Source organism: Lacinutrix iliipiscaria (genome assembly GCF_042686125.1).
GTDB lineage: Bacteria > Bacteroidota > Bacteroidia > Flavobacteriales > Flavobacteriaceae > Oceanihabitans > Oceanihabitans iliipiscarium.
The window spans coordinates 15,468-33,454 of the sequence record NZ_JBHUOV010000008.1 but is presented as its reverse complement, the minus strand read 5'-3'; the positions used below and the strand labels follow the sequence as shown (position 1 = coordinate 33,454).

The following is a 17,987-nucleotide window of genomic DNA, read 5'->3' as shown; positions in this document are numbered from 1 at the left end:
ATTTTGAGCCTTCTCTAGCACATTCGAAGAGACCAACTCTTTCGTATTAATTTATTACCATTCCATATTTGGATAAGTACGTTGCATATATTGCAAATCAGACAATAAGTACCCTAAATGCTCTGTGTGAACACCTTGCTTCCCTCCTTTTTGGAAATATTTTGATTCTGGTGTTTTTAGACTAGCTTCATGTAATAGCTCAGAAACTTTAGTGTAATATGTTTCTTTTAGTTTGATTACATCGACGCCAATACCTTCTTCAACCATTTGTTTATCAGCTTCGGTTTGATGAAATAATTCGTCTGTGTAAGTCCATAAACCATCAATCGCGTCTTGCATTTTTTGATGACTTATTTCTGTTCCGTCTCCTAATCTTTTAATCCAATCTGAAGAAAAACGCAAATGATAACTCACTTCTTTAATGCATTTATTTGCTATAGCTGAAAGCGTTACATCTTTACTTTTCTGTAATTCGTTTAAAAACAACATATGATACATATCAAACAAAAACTGGCGTGCCATGGTATAAGCAAAATCTGTATTAGGTTGTTCCACTAACAAAACATTTACATACTCACGCTCTTTTCGAAGCATGGCAATATCGTCTTCTGTTCGGCCATCACCTGCAACTTTTGAAGCATATTGATAATAACTACGCACTTGACCAAATAGGTCTAGTGATATATTTGTACAAGCAATATCAGTTTCAAGGCTTGGTCCATGACCGCAAAGTTCTCCTAATCGTTGACCGAGAATTAGACTATTGTCTGCTATTCCGAGGATGTATTTATATAAATTTTCGTTTTTCATTTTAATTATTTCATTTGATGAGATCCTGAATCCAATTCAGGATAACAAACCAAAGATTTATTACATGTATTTTACTTCGTCTGGTAAATCGTAAAATGTTGGATGACGATAGATTTTATCTTGAGCAGGTTCGAATAATTCACCATTATGCTCAGGATTAGATGCTGTAATATTTTTAGATTCTACAACCCAAATACTTACACCTTCATTACGTCTTGTATAGACATCGCGTGCATTTTCTAAAGCCATGTCTGCATCTGCAGCATGAAGACTTCCAAAATGACGATGTTCTAATCCGTTTTTACTTCTTACGAAGACCTCCCAAAGTGGCCAGTTTTTTGTTGCCATAATTTCTAATGCCTGCGAAAGCAGGTATCTTGTTAATTCTATTTCTATTTTTTATTTTTATCTCTATTTATTTTGGCTTGAATTTTTGCTTCGCAAAGCTTCTTCTACATTGCCTTATTTAATTTTCTATCAGCTTGCTTTTCGGCATGTGCCATAGCTGCATCACGAACCCATTCTCCGCGTTCCCATGCACCAACTCTAGCTTTCATACGTTCTTTATTACATGGTCCATGACCTTTAACGACTTGCCAAAATTCGTCCCAATTAATCTCACCAAAATCGTAGCTTCCTTTTTCTTCATTCCATTTTAATTCAGGATCAGGAATGGTGAGTCCAATTAAATCAGCCTGAGGTACTGTTTGATCTATAAACTGCTGACGTAATTCATCATTAGATTTACGTTTTAGTTTCCATTTCATAGATTGCTCTGTATGTACAGATTCAGCATCCGTTGGACCAAGCATCATTAAAGAAGGCCACCACCAGCGGTTTAAGGCATCTTGTGCCATCTCTTTTTGTTCAGGTGTTCCGTTTGCCAATTTAATCATGATTTCATAGCCTTGACGTTGATGAAAACTTTCCTCTTTACACACACGAATCATCGCTCTTGCATAAGGTCCGAAAGACGTATTACACAATGGCACTTGATTAATAATCGCTGCACCATCAACCAACCAACCAATTGCGCCCATATCTGCCCAAGTGATTGTTGGGTAGTTAAAAATACTCGAATACTTCGCTTTACCAGAATGCAATTGCTCGTACAATTCTTCACGAGAAACCCCTAAAGTTTCACAGGCTGAGTAGAGGTATAATCCATGTCCAGCTTCATCTTGCACTTTTGCCAAAAGCGCTACTTTTCGTCGTAATGAAGGTGCTCTGGTAATCCAGTTTCCTTCTGGAAGCATGCCTATAATTTCGGAATGTGCATGTTGAGATATCTGTCTAATGTGTGTTTGACGATATTTTTCTGGCATCCAGTCTTTAGGTTCAATTTTTTCGTCACGTGCAATACGTGCTTCAAATTGTTCTTCAAGATTTTTTATTTGTTCTTCACTCATAATTTAAAGCTTTAAGCTATTTGTTTTAGGCTATACACCTAAAGCAATTGGTTATTTGCGTTAAGGATTGCAGCGGCATCCTTTTTTTACTGGATTCTTGCACAGGCAGGAATGACAGTACAAAAAGATACAGCGGAAAGCCTGACCCTTTAGGGTAACGCCCATATTTTAAACGTCAAAATTGACGACTACTTTTTCACTTGTTGGAACCGCTTGACAGCTCAATACAAAATTTTGAGCCACTTCCTTTTCTTCAAGTGCATAGTTAATTTTCATCTTTACCGATCCCTCAACCACTTGGCATTTGCAGGTGCTACAGACACCTCCTTTGCAGGCGAAAGGCAAATCGGCTCCAGCATTTAGAGCGCCATCGAGGATATTATCTGAATCCTCATCCATAATAAAATGGAACTCTGTTCCGCCATCAATGATAGTCACTTCAGTTCCATCAGCTTTTTCTTCAAGAACCTCAGCGATATGTTTATTTTCCTCTTCTGAACTTCCAGAGAAGAATAACTCGTAATGTATTTTTTCTTTATCTAATCCTGCTGCTTGCAGCTCGTCACGAATTAAGAAAATCATGTCTTGAGGTCCGCAAATAAAAGCGTGATTAGTATCTTCGATATCAATAAATGTTTTGGTAAGAACGGCTAGTTTCTCTTTATCAAATCGTCCGTTTAAAAACGGAATGTCTCGTTGCTCTTTAGTCAAGAAATAGAAGACTTGAAACCTTCCAAAAAACTCATTTTTAAGCTGTTCTATCTCCTCTTTAAAGATAATAGATTTCACTCTACGATTCAAGTAAAACAATTTAAAAGTGCTCTTAGGCTCGCTAATTAAATGTGTTTTAATGATGGATAACATAGGCGTGATGCCACTACCAGCAGCAAAGGCGATATGATTTTTAGCAACTTCTGGCTCACATTTGACATAAAATTCGCCATGAGGTGGCATAACTTCGAGTGCGTCGCCTTTTTTAAGTTCATTAAATGCGTAATTAGAAAACACGCCTTGACGAATTGTTTTAACAGCCACCTTCCATTCATTATCTAGAGGACTCGTACACAACGAGTAACTTCTTCGAATATCTTCGCCATTTATTTCTTTACGAAGCGTTAAGTGTTGCCCTTGAATAAACTTAAAGGTTTCTTTTAAATGCTCAGGAATATCGAAAGTGATGACGACTGTATCTTTAGTTTCCTTATAGATATCTGCAACTTTTAAACTATAAAAATCTGCCATATTGAGTTTAAATCATTTTAACTAACACTTGTTAGTTTGAATGACAAATTTACGAAAATATTTGAAACTATTTACTTATTCCTTGGATTAAGACTTTGCTTAAACTTTGTGCTAATTGGTCTTGGTTTAAATCTTCTTTTTTTGGGATCCAAATATAAAGTGAGCGTAGTGTTGAAAGCATTGAAAACAACATGACATCTGGATTATCGTTTAAGATTTCTTTATTTATTATTCCTGCTTTAATAATATTTCTGAAATTATCTTCGTAGTCTGTTCTTAATTTTAAATAATAATTTAACTGATCTTCAAGATGCATCCAATCGTTATTTAAGGATGCCATGCCATAAATGTTTTGACTAGAAATTTTTATATGTAAGGCAATTATTAAGCTTAATTTATTTAGACTACTTTCATTTAAAGCCTTAATGATTTCCATACCATCTGTAAATTCTTCAGCGAGTGAAATAATAATTTCTTTAAGGATTTCCTGCTTAGAGTTGATGTGATTATAAAGACTTGCAGCTTTTATTCCCATTGCAGTAGCAAGGTCTCGCATGGTTACAGCACTATAACCTTTCTCTTTAAAAAGCTTAGCTGCAGTTTTTATGATTTCGTCTTTACGTGTTTCTGCTTTCATTTACAATTTTATTCTATGCAGTTCATCGACTTTCGAGATGGACGTTTCATTATATTGAAGTGTCCATCCTAAAGAATTGGTAAGAATATAAAATTTAGACAGTTCACTTATCAATCTATTTTTAGCATTCTTTTTTAAATCTGAAGCTTCCAATTTTTTTATTAACGATGCCTTGACCGTCTCTTTAATATCGTTATAATCTTGAGCTTCAAAAGGATTAAAAAAGTCGGATTGGATATCGTAATATTCTAAATCTGGACTTATATTAATTTCCTCTTGAGGCACACTAAGAATGGTTAATGTTTTATTAAGCTTATCGACTTTAAATTCTATTTTACTTAAATCATAAGCAATAGTTACTTTGGCATTCACAACCACTAATGCTTTTTTATCTGAAGTAAAATACGCTCCAAAAATTTCTTTAGAATTCTTGTAATTAAAAACTTCACTAAAATGCCCTTCTGTAACCACAAGCTTACCTACATTATTAATTTGCTCTTGAATTAATGTGGAGCTTTCTTGAAGCACTATTTTATGCTCTTGTGCTTCTCCACAATATTTAAACGTAAAAAGAACGACTAAAGTAATAATGACACCAAAAAGAATTTTACGCATGTTTCAATTTTTAGGTAAGTTATAAAAATTGAACTAAATAATGTTATTCTTCTTTGCTTTTTGAACAGCTTCTAGCTTGTTATGTACTTGTAGTTTTTTATAAATATTCTCAATGTGTTTTCTAACTGTTCCTACTGATAAAATTAAGTTGGCAGCAATTAAATTATAGCTTAATCCTTTACTCAACTGTTCTAAAACTTCAACTTCTCTGTTGGTAAGTTTAATTTCTTCCTTTTCGGAAGTATTTTCAATTTCCATAGGATTGCGAAGCAATTTCAATGTTTTTAAAGCGATAGAAGGATTCATTGCTGCACCGCCATTTAAAGTTTCAAGAATACCTTTATGTAATTCTTTAGGATTAATTTCTTTTAACAAATAACCATCTGCTCCCGCTTTTATGGCATTAAAAATATTCTCGTCGTTATCAAAAACCGTTAACATAATTATTTTAATATGAGGATATTTTTGCTTGACAATTTCTGTGGTTTCAATGCCATTAAGAATTGGCATTTCTATGTCCATTAAAATTAAATCTAAGTTATGATTTTCCTGAAGTTTTGCGATGAGTTCTGAACCATTTGACGCTGAGAACTTATAATTTAAATCTTCAAAAAAAGATAGTTTTTCTTTAACTGTATTAATTAGAAAAGAATTATCGTCTACTATAGCTATTTTAATATTCATGACAAAGATTTCTACTAATTTAAAAATTTTATAAGTCTTAAGTAATACGACAAACTACGTATTTAATAATTTTTCGACCTTAATTGTTGTGCCAGCATTAGGTACAGATTCTATAAAAATTTGAGCATCAATATCGTTTGCTCGTTTTTTCATATTATTAATTCCATTTCCGCGTTTGGTATGTTCTAAATCAAAACCTTTTCCATTATCTAAAATAGAAATACTTAATTTATTTTTTATGGTATTGATATAAACTTCAATTTTTGAAGCTTCAGCGTATTTAATGGCGTTATTTATAGCTTCTTGAATGATTCTGTAAAAATTCATACCATCTACTGATGTGAGTTTAAGTTCTTCCTTAGTGTTTTCTTCAGCTTTAAACTCAAATTTAATGGCTTCTGAAACTAAATTCGCTTGATCTACAAAATTCGAAATTCGAGATTGCAAGTCTTCAAAAGTAATTTCACTTTTATTCATCGCCCAAATGGTGTCTCTCAGCTCATAAATTGTAGATTTAGTAAATGAACTAATTGTACTTAGTTTTGCATCTAATTTTTTAGGCAGTTCAAAACCATATTTTAGGTTGTCTATTGAAGAAATTATAAAAGTGAGTTGTGCGCCAATGTTATCGTGCAAATCTCTTGAAATCCTTAAGCGTTGTTCTTGCAAGCGGTTTTGAGTCTCAATTTTGGCCAGCGCATCTTTTAGCGCATTCTCTTTTTGAAGTTGTTTGTTTTTTAATTTTTGTTGATTGTAGAATAAATAGCCTAGAAACCCTAAAATAAGTGCTAAAGTGATTAACCCAAATATTTGATATTTACGCTGTTGCAATGTTAAATTTTGCTCGGCTATATTGGTGCGTTGCGTTAAAATTTCTCTTTCTTTTTTTTCGGTTTGATATTCAATTTCTAATTCGGCTATTTTACTATTAGTCGCTACATTTGTAACACTATCTTTTAGTTTATTAAAAATGATGATATACTTTAAGGCATTCTTGTAATCTTTTAAAGAATCATAGCTTTTATACAAATATTCGGCTGCATACTTTTTTAGAGGATAGTATTTATAATCGCTAGATAATGTATAGGCTTCGTCAAATTGATTAGCGGCTTTTGAAAATTCTTTTTTTGCGAAAAACAAATCCCCTAAATAAAGCTTAGAGTCTGTAACACCATAAATATCATTTCTTTTTTCTCTAATTCGTAATGAGCTGTCTAAATACTTTTCGGCAAGAATAAATTTTTTAGTATTTAAATATACATTAGCAATATGTGAATAATTAAAAGGAATGCTAATACTGTCTTTAATAATTTTTCTAAACCTTAGAGACTTATTATGATAGTATAGTGCGCTATCCCATTGCTTTTTCATGCCATGTAAAACTCCAAAATTATCGTACGACTCATATAAATTGGTGGACGCGTCTTTGTTGTTTTTTAAAATATTAATTCCTTTTTGCAAATAAGCAAATGCTTTTTCAAAATCTCTATGTTTTAGTTTCCAACCTAAATCGCTATAGAGCTTACCCACTTTAATTTGCGCGCCAAGGTTTTCATATATTCTAATCGCATTTAAAGATAAGCTTAATGCTTCTTCGTTTTTAGATGTAAAATGCAATGCTAATATTTTCTGACTTAAAGCATCAGCAAGCAGCAGACTGTCGTTTAACTCTTTGGAGAGTAATATTGCTTTGTCTGCAAGTTTCTCAAAAACACTAATATTCTTTACTGCTTCATCATAAGGAATATTAATAATTGCTTTAATTTGATCCTCTTTTGGTATATTAGAAATAGAAATTGAAAAGCTATCTAACGACAATTTTTCTTGAGCAAGACTTGAGAAAAAAAAGCAAAAAATTAAAACCGTAAAAAAATGTTTTTTTAAAATCACTTCACCAAAATAATTAGGAATTTAAAAGATAGTAATATATTATTTTACTTCAATAGTAAAGCATAAAAAAAGCATCTATAACAAAAGCTTAAATGAATAAGATTGTCGTCGATGCTTTGATATATTTGATTAATAGCAATATGAATGTAGTATAAAAAATTAATTTACAACTAATTTTTCGACAAAACGATTCCTAAAAAAGATTAAGCGTAATAAAACTAAATATTACGCTCAATCAACAAATCTCAACAACAAGATTATGCCTTATTGAGATTTTAAGCTGCAGTTACTCTTAAAAATAACTGAAACTACTCTTATTTTTAGTTCGTTTGTTTAAGTTATTTGTTTGTTAAGGTCAAATGAACCATCAGTAATGTTTTTAACAGAATTATCTCCACCAACATTTTTACACATAAAATTAAATGTTCCTTTAACTTTAGTATCTGTTTCTTCCGAAATATTAATTTCACCTAGCACAGAATCTTCATATGGTGATTGCCATATTTCTGTAGTAGGACTTGAAGGGTTAGAAACATCTGTTTCAGAATAAGACGCAGAAATATTAATATTAGCTCCAGAAATCTCATAGGTTCCTACACCTTCATAACCAAAAATTGTGATAGTGATGGCCTCACCAGAACTGTTAGAGCCAATAATTACTAGATTTTGTCCTGAATTAGCAACAGTAGCAGAAGATGATATCTCCATAGAGTTAAAATCAGAACCATCAACTTTAGCATTAATTGTCCCTGAAGCAGCACTTCCTCCACTTCCTCCATCGTCATCTTTAGAACATGATGATAACGAAACTAATGATAAGGTCATCACTAATAACATAAATTGTTTTAAATTTCTCATTGTTGAATATTTTATTGATTTATAATGGGTCAAAACTGCAACAAAATCGAAATGCAAACAATACGATGAATTACGTATATTTAGAATACGATATGAGAAAATTTAGATTGAAGGTCTTTTTGCTTCTGCTTTAATTGTTGAATAAATTGTAGATGAGCCTCCGATTTTAAATTAAAAGGCTTATGCTGAATTCCTTTTTGAATAGACTCAACATCGCTCATTATTTTTTGAGCTTCGGAAGAAATCCAGACGCTTTGAAACTTCTCCCAAATATAATTAACAGCCACATCGTTAGGGTGAATCATGTCCTCTTTATAAAAACGATAATCACGAAGTTCATCCATCATAATTTCATAAGATGGGAAATAATGAAGACCTCTCGACTGCGCTCGAAGTGACAATAATTGATGAATTGCTGTAATTAAATGGGCTTTACTTCTCGTATTTTCTACAAAGCCATCTTTTAAATGACGAACAGGAGAAACCGTAAAAACAATAGACGCTTTACTATTCACTTCTCTGATTTTAGAAGTAATACTTTGAAGCAACGCAATAATCTCATCAACTGAAAGTAATTCTTTAATAAATTGTTTTTGGGGAACTTTATGGCAATTGGCGACACTAAAGCCACTTTTAATATGTTTATAAACCCATGCTGTCCCTAAAGTAATGACAATATGTGTTGCGCTAAGAATTTGGTGGTTAGCGGATTTAATTTGTGTATTCAAGTGCTGCAGAAGCTCATCCTTTGAACTGCTGCTTAATTTTGAATGCGCTTCAAAACAATGCCATTGTTCGTTATGAAAAAAAACATCTTCTTCTGAATATACTTTTCCTTCTATGGCGTTTGTAATTAAACATTCTAAAGCTTTAGGGTGAAAAAGAATACCTAGAGGATTTAAGACATTTTGAAACTTATAGTACTCTATTTTTTTTCCTATATTTTCTACAAAGCAAGAACCTAATAAAAGAATATTTGAATGATAATCTATTAGATTATTTAACTGTTTTTTTAATGGTATTTGCGTTTGAAGTTTCAAAATTTACTTTAAATAGTCTTTTGCTGCTTCTAAGGCTTCATCAATACCTTGTGGGTTTTTCCCTCCAGCAGTTGCAAAGAAAGGCTGACCTCCTCCTCCTCCTTGAATATGTTTTCCTAAGTCTCTAACTACAGTTCCAGCATTTAAACCTTTTTCTGCTACTAATTCTTTAGAAATGTAGCAAGACAGAATTGCTTTTCCATTGATTTCTGCACCAAACAATAAAAATAAATTTTTATACTGACTGCCTAGCTCAAAACAAACATCTTTTATTCCTGAAGCATCTAAGTCCAATTTTTTAGCCAAAAATTGAATGCCATTAATTTCAGCTAATTCGCTTTTAAGTTCCGCTTTTATATTTTTGGCTTTGTCTTTTAATAAGCTTTCAATTTGTTTTTTAAGGGCTACATTTTCGTCTTGAAGATTTTGTAAAGCCTTAACAGGCTCTTTGGCATTATTTAGCAAGTCTCGCATTTCAAAATAAGCTCTATTATTTTCGAAATAAAAATCCTTAACAGCATCATTCGTTATCGCTTCAATACGACGAATTCCAGCAGCAACAGCACCTTCAGAAACAATCTTAAAATGCCAGATATCTGCTGTGTTTTTCACGTGAGTTCCACCACATAATTCTATAGATTGTCCAAAACGAACAGCACGAACTGTGTCGCCATACTTCTCACCAAACAAGGCCATTGCACCTTCATCTATGGCTTGTTGCATAGGTATATTACGTTGCTCTTGTAAAGGCAATTTCCCTTCAATCCTTCTATTTACAAAATTTTCTACATCGCGTAATTCTTCAACCGTTAATTTAGAAAAATGTGAAAAATCAAAACGCAAGTATTTAGAGTGCACTGCTGAGCCTTTTTGTTCTACATGCTCACCTAAAACTTCACGTAAAGCTTGATGTAATAAATGTGTTGCTGTATGGTTACACTCTGTTCTCCTGCGTTGTTTCCCATCTACAGAAGCTTTAAAGACTTCGTTAATATGCTTAGGTAAATTTTTAGCAAAATGAATAATTACGTTATTCTCCTTTTTAGTATCTATAATATAAATCACATCGCCATGGGCATCTTCCAAATAGCCTTTATCACCAACTTGCCCTCCACCTTCAGCATAAAATGGAGTAATATTAAATACCAACTGATACATTTCGCCATCTTTTTTAGACGTTACTTTTCTGTATCGTGTAAGTTTTACTGAAGCTTCTAAAGTATCATAACCAATAAATTCTTGCTCTTCATCTTCAATTAAAACCGTCCAATCATCTGATTTTAGTTCTGATGCCTGCTTGCCTCTTTCCTGTTGTTCTTGTAACTTCTTTTTAAATTCGTCATCGTTATAAGTAAAGCCTTTTTCACGTAGGATCAGTTCAGTTAAATCTTCTGGAAAACCATAAGTATCTTTTAATTCGAAGACCTTTGAACCTGGAATTTCTTTAGATTTAGAATTTTCTACTATACGATCTAAAAGAATTAAACCTTGATCTAAAGTTCTTAAAAATGAAGCCTCTTCTTCTTTGATTACATTTTCAATAAGTTGTTTTTGTGATTTCAATTCTGGAAATGCCTTTCCCATTCTATTTACAAGCACATCAACTAGTCGATATATAAATGGTTCTTTTTTATCTAAAAAAGTAAAGCCATAGCGTACTGCGCGACGTAAAATTCTTCTAATAACATAACCAGCACCTGTATTACTAGGTAATTGGCCATCTGCAATAGAAAAAGCAACAGCACGTACATGGTCTGAAATGACACGAATAGCCACATCTACCTTATCGTTTTTGCCGTAATTCTTATCTGTTATCGTTTCAATTTCACGTATAATGGGTGTAAAAACATCAGTATCATAATTAGATTGAACACCTTGTAATACCATACATAAACGTTCAAAACCCATTCCTGTATCAATGTGTTTATTAGGCAGACTTTCTAGTGAGCCATTCGCTTTTCGGTTGTATTGCATGAAGACTAAATTCCATATTTCTACCACCTGCGGATGGTCCATATTCACTAAAGACTTTCCATCTACCTTAGCTTTCTCTTCGGCAGAACGAATATCAACATGTATTTCGCTACAAGGTCCGCAAGGGCCTTGATCACCCATTTCCCAGAAATTATCTTTCTTATTGCCTTTTAGAATTCGATCTTCAGAAATGTATTGCTTCCAAATATCAAAAGCTTCCATATCCATTTCTAAATTATCGGCATCGTTACTCCCTTCAAAAACAGTAACATAAAGTATATCTTTATCAATTCCGTAAACATCCACTAACAATTCCCAAGCCCAAGCAATCGCTTCTTTTTTAAAGTAATCACCAAAGGACCAATTCCCTAGCATCTCAAATAAAGTATGATGATACGTATCGTAACCCACTTCCTCTAAATCGTTATGTTTACCAGACACTCTAAGGCATTTTTGAGAATCTGCAAGTCTATTATTTTTGGGTTGGGCATTACCTAAAAAATATTCTTTAAAAGGCGCCATTCCAGAATTCACAAACATTAATGTTGGGTCGTCTTTTAACACCATTGGTGCAGAAGGCACAATACTATGTTTTTTTTGCTCGAAAAAATTTAAAAATTTAGAACGAATATCTTGAGACTTCATCTATATAAAATGATTACAGTTTTTGTTAAATTATATTTATTGCAAAACAATTTTTATCTTTACTCAACATTTTTTTTATAAAGTGTTGGGCAAGTCAACTTTCAATTAAACAACTGTCAAAAATAATGTAATAATATTTTTGTAGGTTTGATCGTTTTAGAATAAAAAATTGAATATGAGTTTTATTCATAATACATGCAAAAATAGTATAAATTAAGTAATGAGTAAGGTAAAATATTATTATGATTCTGAAACTCTGTCTTATAGAAAGATAGAGCGTAAAAAACGAAAGACTTTTAAGTATATTCTTTTGTTTTTATCAGCGTCAGCATTATTTGGTTTCTTCTTTGTTTTTATAGCTAGTCAATATTTTGAATCGCCAAAAGAAAAGGCCTTGAATAGAGAGCTTCAAAATTTAAAACTCAATTTTGAATTATTGAACAAAAAGTTTGATGAAGCTGAAGCTGTACTATCAAGTGTTGAAGACAGAGATAATAATATTTATAGGCATTATTTTGAAGCCAATCCTATTCCAGAAGAGCAACGAAAAGCTGGTTTTGGAGGTGTTAATAGATATAAAGAATACCAAGGTTACGATAATTCTAAACTTATTATAGAAAGTAATAAGCGTATTGACAAGTTACAAAAACGCATTGTAGTACAATCTAAATCCTTAGATGAGATTGCCATTCTTGCTGCAGAAAAAGAAAAATTATTAGCTGCCATTCCAGCTATTCAACCTGTTAGAAACGAAGATTTAACACGTATGGCTTCTGGTTATGGCATGCGAACAGATCCATTTACTAAAGCAAGAAAAATGCATTGGGGAATGGATTTTACAGCACCTCGAGGCACACCTGTTTATGCTGCTGGAGATGGTGTTGTAAAACGTGCTGATGCTAGTGCATCTGGCTATGGTAAACATATTAGAATTGATCATGGTTTTGGTTACATGAGTTTATACGCGCATTTATACAAGTATAATGTGAGAAAAAATCAAAAAATAAAACGTGGTGACTTAATTGGTTTTGTAGGGAGTACAGGACGAAGTGAAGCTCCTCATTTACATTATGAAGTCTTTAAAGACGAGCAGCGCATTAACCCAATAAACTTTTACTATGGTAGTTTAACTGCCGAAGAGTTTAACACCTTATTGGAACATGCATCATTAGAAAATCAATCCTTAGATTAGATGTATTTAGAATTACCCGAAAAACGATATTATGGAATTGGCGAAGTCGCTAAAGCATTTGGTGTTAATACTTCATTGATACGCTTCTGGGAAAAAGAATTTGATGCCCTAAAGCCTAAAAAAAATGCGAAAGGCAATCGTAAATTCACTCCAGAAGATATTAAAAACCTTAAACTCATCTTTCACTTAGTAAAAGAAAGAGGATTTACTTTAGAAGGTGCGAAAATTCATTTAAAAGAAGAAAAACAAAAAACCTTATCTAATTTTGAAATCATTAGTAAATTAGAAGGTGTAAAAGAGCAACTTATTAAAATAAAAGAACAACTTTAAAACCAACTGATTATGAAAAAATGGCTTATTCCATTAATAGTCCTAGGACTTATTGCTTTTGCATTATTTTCTTGGGGAAAGAATTTTAACAATACCGCAGTAAATCTAAAAGAATCTGCTACCAAAACTTGGGGAAATGTTGAAAGTAGTTATCAAAGGCGAAATGATCTTATTGGCAACTTAATTAAAACGGTTCAAGGTGCAGCAGATTTTGAACGTACAACGCTAAGAGAAGTCATTGAAGCACGCGCAAAAGCAACCTCAACGACTATTGATGCTAGTAATTTGACTGCTGAAAATATGGCACAATTTCAACAAGCGCAAAGCGGTTTAAGTGGTGCTTTGTCTAAATTATTAGTTTCTGTAGAACGTTATCCTGAACTTAAAGCCAATCAAAATTTCTTAGAGCTACAAAGTCAATTAGAAGGTACTGAAAACCGAATTAATGTGGCAAGAGACCGTTTTAATGAAGCAGTAGAACCTTACAACAAGCATATAAAAACCTTCCCAAATAGTTTATTAGCTGGGTTTTTAAATTTTGATGCTATGGATTACTATAAAGCTGATCCAGGCAGTGAAAATGCGCCTGATGTTGACTTCGATTTTAAATAAAAATCATGCACTATTGTATTGAGGAATTTTTAAGTACCATTGAAGAACAAGAGGTTGTTGAAGCTATTAGACTGGCTGAAAAAAACACCTCTGGTGAAATTCGTGTACATTTAGAAAACACTTTTAAAGGCGATATTAAGAGTCGTGCTTTAGAAGTGTTTTCTATTTTAAAAATGCATAATACACGATTACAAAATGGGGTTTTAATATATGTGGCTGTTCAAAACAAAGCCTTTGGTATTTATGGAGATAAAGGCATTAATGATCGTGTAACACCTGACTTTTGGATAAAAACAAAAACAATCATTGAAAATCATTTTAAATCTGGAAATTACAAACAAGGCTTAGTCGATGGCATTTTACATGCTGGAGAGCAACTCAAAAAACACTTCCCAATAAGTGGTTCAGATAAAAACGAATTAACTAACAAAATTTCTAAAGGGTAATGTACAAGCCAAAATTCATACTCCTACTTATACTCTGTTTAGTTAGTTTTCAAGCCATTACTGCACAGTTTGATATTCCAAAAACACCTGAATTTCAAACAAGTGTTTATGATTATATTAACCTATTATCATCTACAGAAAAATCTAACCTAGAAAACAAGTTAGTAAAATATTCAGATACTACATCCACTCAAATTGTAGTCGCAATCATTTCAACTACAAAAGGAGAAAACATTATGTACTTAGCTACACAATGGGCTCACAAATGGGGCGTTGGTGGTAGTAAAGAAAAAGATAATGGGATTTTTATTTTACTTGCACGAGACGATAGAAAGATTGCTATTGCGACTGGTTATGGTGTTGAACACCTTTTAACAGATGCTATGTCTAGACGTATTATTGAACGTGACATTATACCTTACTTTAAGAAAAACGATTATTATGGCGGATTAAACAGAGGTGCAGATGCTGTTTTTGAGGTCATGTCTGGAGCATATCAAGGCTCTAGACTAAATCAGCCAAGTGATTTTCCTGTTGGCTTATTATTTTTTATCATCATTATCTTTTTAGTTATCCTTATTGCGATTTCCAAAAAAAGAAATGGCGGAGGAAATGGAGGACATCGATCTGCTGGTCATAGCATCTTAGACGCTATCATCTTAAGCAATTCTGGACGTGGCGGTTACCGTAGAAGCTCTGGAGGTTTTGGAGGTGGTGGCTTTGGCGGAAGCTCGGGCGGCGGCTTTGGTGGTGGCTTCGGCGGCGGCGGTTTTGGAGGTGGAGGCGCTTCTGGCGGCTGGTAATCTACACCAATTTAATCAAAATAAAATACGTCATTCCCGCCTGTTTCTCCTTTTTTACCCAGACTATTAAATTTCCAACTAAACCCAACCATGAAGTACTGCTCTAAGACTTTACTCTGTGAATCCTGAATATAATCTTCTGTTGCAGTACGGCTCGCATTTGTATTTTGTCCTAATAAATCATAGGCTTTTAAAGTAATACTACCTTGGTCTTTTAACACCGAATAAGCCAAAGTAGAATTCCAAAACCAAGCGCTTTTCTGGAAACCATCAGCAACATTGGGATTGTAATTATATTTAATATTATTTCGCCACTCTAACTTTTTAGGTAAAAATGTAGCTGTTTCAATATCTAAAGAGTGATATAAGAAGTCTCTATTCTCAAAAGCATCAATATCATATTTATTTTTAGTAATAGAGATGCTATATCTTGGTTTAATCTCCATAACATCTTTCCATGTTAAGGTTAAGGTTACTCTTGGAGAGATTGAAGTGACATGACTCGCATACTTTACATCATTATTAAAGTTGATGTTTTTATTATAGTTTCCGTAGGCACCAAAACTATACTTAAACGTTCTTAAACTGTCTATTTTATTTTTCTTGCTATAATTAAAACCGCCACCAATTCTTCTTCCTCCATTTACATTTGCATAAGTAGTTTCTCTTACAAAATCTTCATTCACTGTCGTTTTAGAGACAATTTGATTCTTATTAAAACTCGCATTAAAATTAAAATAAAAACCTGTTCCTTTTTGAAAGTCGAAGGCATTATAGCCTGCATACACATTATGTCGTGTAGTGGGTTCTAAATTTGGGTTTCCAACTATCGTATTTAAAGGGTTAGACACATTTAGAAAAGGTTGCAATTGCGATAATTGTGGTGAATCATTACTTAATCTATAATTCATATAAAACGAAGATTTTGGACTAAATCTATAATTAATATATGAACTCATTTCTAAGGCTTTAAAATTGCGTTCAATATTTAAAGCTGGTCTTAAAAAATCTTTATTTTCTAGGGTTCTAAATACATAGTTCGCACCAATTCTTCCTGAAAATTTTTCTTTTCTAATATTTAAAGATATTCCTGGTGTACTCTCCTCATCAATATATTCAAAATCTGTACTTAAATCGGTATTGAATATATCATAGGCATCTGTGACATCATTTCTATCAAATGTACTTTTAACATCTGTTCGTTTATCGCTTTTAAATTCATAATCTAAATTCAAAAAAAGGTTTTTAGCAATTATTGGCAACCTATAAGTAACTTCAGTTGAAAACCTATCAAGCTTGTTTTCTCCATCAGTAAACTGATCTCTAATAATATCTTCTGGAGTATCGCCATAGATATTTGTTTCAGAGTTTAAAAAATCATCGGTTAATGTAGTATTAAACTCATTATTGATTTCAAATTTTATGTAAGCACCATTGCTTCCCATTTTTTTAGTAAGTTCTATTTTATTGCTAAAATTATTTCCTACAGATTCTACAAAAGAAGTAGTGGTTGACTCATTGGTTAACGTATTGAATTCATCTAAAGAGGCTTCATTTCTGTTAAAACGCGTTTCACTTTTAAAGTATCTAAACGAAGGTTCTATATTTATCAATAAAGTTGAATCTATTTCAATATCAAACGCAACATTAGCACTATGACTATCGCTATCATTTTGCGAATTCGAATTTGAATTTGTAAAATAACTCCCATCAGATAAAATATTTTCTCGCTCTGTAATTGTTTCATTATCTGAGCGACTTCCAGAATAAAAATAATCTGCAGAAACATCTACTTTTTCGCTTAGCACATCTGCATAATTTAAACCAGCATTTTTAGAGATTGTAATACCTTCTCCTCCTCCAAAACTTCTTCCATCTATTGAAAAGGATCCATTGCTTGACATAGACATACTGTAGCCTCCACCAAACATTTTACGAATTTCACCAAAGCTAAATCCTGGTGAATTTATATTATTACCACCAACCAAAACACTAACGCGTTGATCATTATCAAAACGATTAAGCATGCCTGCAAATTCATATACTTTTTGTGTTCCTGCTCCTGCTGAAACACGTCCAAAAACCCCTTTATTATTTTCTTCCTTAATGGTAAGGTTAATCGTTTTATTATCCTTATCACCTTCTTCACCAGTGTAGGCCTCAGATTTTGTTTTAGTATCAACGACTTGTATTTTTTCAATGATATCTTTGGTCAAATTTTTAGTAGCTATGGTAGGATCATTTCCAAAAAAAGGCTTACCATTAACTAAAATTTTATTGACTGGTTTTCCATTTACTTTTATGCTTCCATCCTCTTCCACTTCAACACCTGGAAGCAATTTTAATAAATCTTCAACGGTTGCATCTTTCTTCGTTTTAAACGATTTGACATTAAACTCTAAGGTGTCTTTTTTAATGGTGATTGGCGCTTGGGATTTGATAGTTACTTCATCTAAACTATTTGTACTTACTGTAAGTGGTAAGTTATTTAGATTTATTTCTAAAGCACTTAAATCTATCTTTTTATAATAGGTTTGATACCCAACATACGACACAAATAAATTTGCAGTCTTATCTGAAGTTTTCCCCTCTAAAGAAAAGCCTCCATCTTTATCTGAAATAGTATAAGTAATTAAAGCACTATCTTTTACACGCTCTAAATATATGGTTGCAGATTCTAATGGACTCTGGTCTTCTTCAGCAATAATAGATCCAAAAATCTTAAAGTCTTTAGATTGTGAAAACGAAAAAGTTACGCATAAAAGTGCGACGCAGAAAAATAGTTTCTTCATGACTTGAT

17 protein-coding genes are annotated in these 17,987 nt (G+C 32.7%); 5 read left to right on the top strand and 12 right to left on the bottom strand.

Translation table 11 applies throughout. From position 1 onward, the window contains the following. Window positions 1–54 precede the first annotated feature (54 nt). From paaC to alaS, 11 genes are all read right to left on the bottom strand, one after another. Window positions 55–810 carry a 1,2-phenylacetyl-CoA epoxidase subunit PaaC gene (gene paaC / locus ACFS5M_RS12005; protein WP_183490290.1) on the bottom strand — a complete coding sequence of 252 codons (756 nt, stop codon included), beginning with the start codon at window positions 808–810 and terminating at the stop codon, window positions 55–57. Window positions 811–870: 60 nt separating this feature from the next. Then, window positions 871–1,158: a 1,2-phenylacetyl-CoA epoxidase subunit PaaB gene (paaB, locus tag ACFS5M_RS12000; protein WP_183490287.1), complete on the bottom strand. Its 288-nt coding sequence runs from the start codon at window positions 1,156–1,158 to the stop codon at window positions 871–873. A gap of 104 nt (window positions 1,159–1,262) precedes the next feature. Continuing rightward, window positions 1,263–2,219, bottom strand: coding sequence for a 1,2-phenylacetyl-CoA epoxidase subunit PaaA (gene paaA, locus ACFS5M_RS11995; RefSeq protein WP_183490284.1), 957 nt, complete (start codon window positions 2,217–2,219; stop codon window positions 1,263–1,265). 168 nt (window positions 2,220–2,387) lie between these two features. Beyond that, window positions 2,388–3,461, bottom strand: a complete 1,074-nt coding sequence (gene paaE / locus ACFS5M_RS11990) for a 1,2-phenylacetyl-CoA epoxidase subunit PaaE (protein ID WP_183490281.1) — start codon at window positions 3,459–3,461, stop codon at window positions 2,388–2,390. A 67-nt stretch (window positions 3,462–3,528) separates the two neighbouring features. Further along, entirely contained in the window at window positions 3,529–4,098 is a 570-nt protein-coding gene (locus tag ACFS5M_RS11985; RefSeq protein WP_183490278.1) for a TetR/AcrR family transcriptional regulator, read from the bottom strand. Continuing rightward, on the bottom strand, window positions 4,099–4,713 hold the full coding sequence (locus ACFS5M_RS11980) for a DUF4230 domain-containing protein (RefSeq protein ID WP_183490275.1): 615 nt from the start codon (window positions 4,711–4,713) through the stop codon (window positions 4,099–4,101). It abuts the gene before it with no gap. 33 nt (window positions 4,714–4,746) lie between these two features. Next, window positions 4,747–5,397: a response regulator gene (locus ACFS5M_RS11975; protein WP_183490272.1), complete on the bottom strand. Its 651-nt coding sequence runs from the start codon at window positions 5,395–5,397 to the stop codon at window positions 4,747–4,749. 54 nt (window positions 5,398–5,451) lie between these two features. After that, the gene (locus ACFS5M_RS11970; protein ID WP_379898938.1) at window positions 5,452–7,215 is read right to left on the bottom strand and encodes a tetratricopeptide repeat-containing sensor histidine kinase; all 1,764 of its coding nucleotides are present in this window, start codon (window positions 7,213–7,215) and stop codon (window positions 5,452–5,454) included. 405 nt (window positions 7,216–7,620) lie between these two features. Beyond that, window positions 7,621–8,145: a DUF6252 family protein gene (locus tag ACFS5M_RS11965; protein WP_183490269.1), complete on the bottom strand. Its 525-nt coding sequence runs from the start codon at window positions 8,143–8,145 to the stop codon at window positions 7,621–7,623. Window positions 8,146–8,225: 80 nt separating this feature from the next. Beyond that, complete coding sequence (locus ACFS5M_RS11960) at window positions 8,226–9,185, bottom strand: GSCFA domain-containing protein (RefSeq protein ID WP_183490266.1); 960 nt, start codon at window positions 9,183–9,185, stop codon at window positions 8,226–8,228. 3 nt (window positions 9,186–9,188) lie between these two features. Beyond that, window positions 9,189–11,804 carry an alanine--tRNA ligase gene (gene alaS / locus ACFS5M_RS11955; protein ID WP_183490263.1) on the bottom strand — a complete coding sequence of 872 codons (2,616 nt, stop codon included), beginning with the start codon at window positions 11,802–11,804 and terminating at the stop codon, window positions 9,189–9,191. A 220-nt stretch (window positions 11,805–12,024) separates the two neighbouring features. On the opposite strand from alaS, the gene ACFS5M_RS11950 reads away from it, so the two are divergent. The 5 genes from ACFS5M_RS11950 to ACFS5M_RS11930 are packed head-to-tail and all read left to right on the top strand — an operon-like array spanning window position 12,025 to window position 15,187. Beyond that, window positions 12,025–12,996 (top strand): M23 family metallopeptidase, encoded by a 972-nt coding sequence (locus tag ACFS5M_RS11950; protein WP_183490261.1) that lies wholly within the window; start codon window positions 12,025–12,027, stop codon window positions 12,994–12,996. Then, entirely contained in the window at window positions 12,997–13,326 is a 330-nt protein-coding gene (locus ACFS5M_RS11945; RefSeq protein ID WP_183490257.1) for a MerR family transcriptional regulator, read from the top strand. Window positions 13,327–13,338: 12 nt separating this feature from the next. Next, entirely contained in the window at window positions 13,339–13,938 is a 600-nt protein-coding gene (locus ACFS5M_RS11940; protein ID WP_183490254.1) for a LemA family protein, read from the top strand. A gap of 5 nt (window positions 13,939–13,943) precedes the next feature. After that, the gene (locus tag ACFS5M_RS11935; RefSeq protein ID WP_183490251.1) at window positions 13,944–14,384 is read left to right on the top strand and encodes a TPM domain-containing protein; all 441 of its coding nucleotides are present in this window, start codon (window positions 13,944–13,946) and stop codon (window positions 14,382–14,384) included. After that, entirely contained in the window at window positions 14,384–15,187 is an 804-nt protein-coding gene (locus ACFS5M_RS11930) for a TPM domain-containing protein (RefSeq protein WP_183490249.1), read from the top strand. Before ACFS5M_RS11935 ends, ACFS5M_RS11930 begins: the two co-directional genes overlap by 1 nt. An 11-nt stretch (window positions 15,188–15,198) precedes the next feature. On the opposite strand, the gene ACFS5M_RS11925 is transcribed toward ACFS5M_RS11930, so the two are convergent. Further along, window positions 15,199–17,979 (bottom strand): outer membrane beta-barrel protein, encoded by a 2,781-nt coding sequence (locus ACFS5M_RS11925; protein WP_183490246.1) that lies wholly within the window; start codon window positions 17,977–17,979, stop codon window positions 15,199–15,201. Window positions 17,980–17,987 lie beyond the last annotated feature (8 nt).

Excerpts from the sequence above, each read along its gene's own strand:
- ACFS5M_RS11925 (WP_183490246.1), bottom strand. The coding sequence starts at position 17,979 with ATGAAGAAACTATTTTTCTGCGTCGCACTTTTATGCGTAACTTTTTCG.
- ACFS5M_RS11985 (WP_183490278.1), bottom strand. The coding sequence starts at position 4,098 with ATGAAAGCAGAAACACGTAAAGACGAAATCATAAAAACTGCAGCTAAG.
- ACFS5M_RS11940 (WP_183490254.1), top strand. The coding sequence starts at position 13,339 with ATGAAAAAATGGCTTATTCCATTAATAGTCCTAGGACTTATTGCTTTT.
- paaA (WP_183490284.1), bottom strand. The coding sequence starts at position 2,219 with ATGAGTGAAGAACAAATAAAAAATCTTGAAGAACAATTTGAAGCACGT.
- ACFS5M_RS11945 (WP_183490257.1), top strand. The coding sequence starts at position 12,997 with ATGTATTTAGAATTACCCGAAAAACGATATTATGGAATTGGCGAAGTC.
- paaE (WP_183490281.1), bottom strand. The coding sequence starts at position 3,461 with ATGGCAGATTTTTATAGTTTAAAAGTTGCAGATATCTATAAGGAAACT.
- alaS (WP_183490263.1), bottom strand. The coding sequence starts at position 11,804 with ATGAAGTCTCAAGATATTCGTTCTAAATTTTTAAATTTTTTCGAGCAA.
- ACFS5M_RS11935 (WP_183490251.1), top strand. The coding sequence starts at position 13,944 with ATGCACTATTGTATTGAGGAATTTTTAAGTACCATTGAAGAACAAGAG.
- paaB (WP_183490287.1), bottom strand. The coding sequence starts at position 1,158 with ATGGCAACAAAAAACTGGCCACTTTGGGAGGTCTTCGTAAGAAGTAAA.
- ACFS5M_RS11950 (WP_183490261.1), top strand. The coding sequence starts at position 12,025 with ATGAGTAAGGTAAAATATTATTATGATTCTGAAACTCTGTCTTATAGA.
- ACFS5M_RS11930 (WP_183490249.1), top strand. The coding sequence starts at position 14,384 with ATGTACAAGCCAAAATTCATACTCCTACTTATACTCTGTTTAGTTAGT.
- paaC (WP_183490290.1), bottom strand. The coding sequence starts at position 810 with ATGAAAAACGAAAATTTATATAAATACATCCTCGGAATAGCAGACAAT.
- ACFS5M_RS11980 (WP_183490275.1), bottom strand. The coding sequence starts at position 4,713 with ATGCGTAAAATTCTTTTTGGTGTCATTATTACTTTAGTCGTTCTTTTT.
- ACFS5M_RS11975 (WP_183490272.1), bottom strand. The coding sequence starts at position 5,397 with ATGAATATTAAAATAGCTATAGTAGACGATAATTCTTTTCTAATTAAT.
- ACFS5M_RS11965 (WP_183490269.1), bottom strand. The coding sequence starts at position 8,145 with ATGAGAAATTTAAAACAATTTATGTTATTAGTGATGACCTTATCATTA.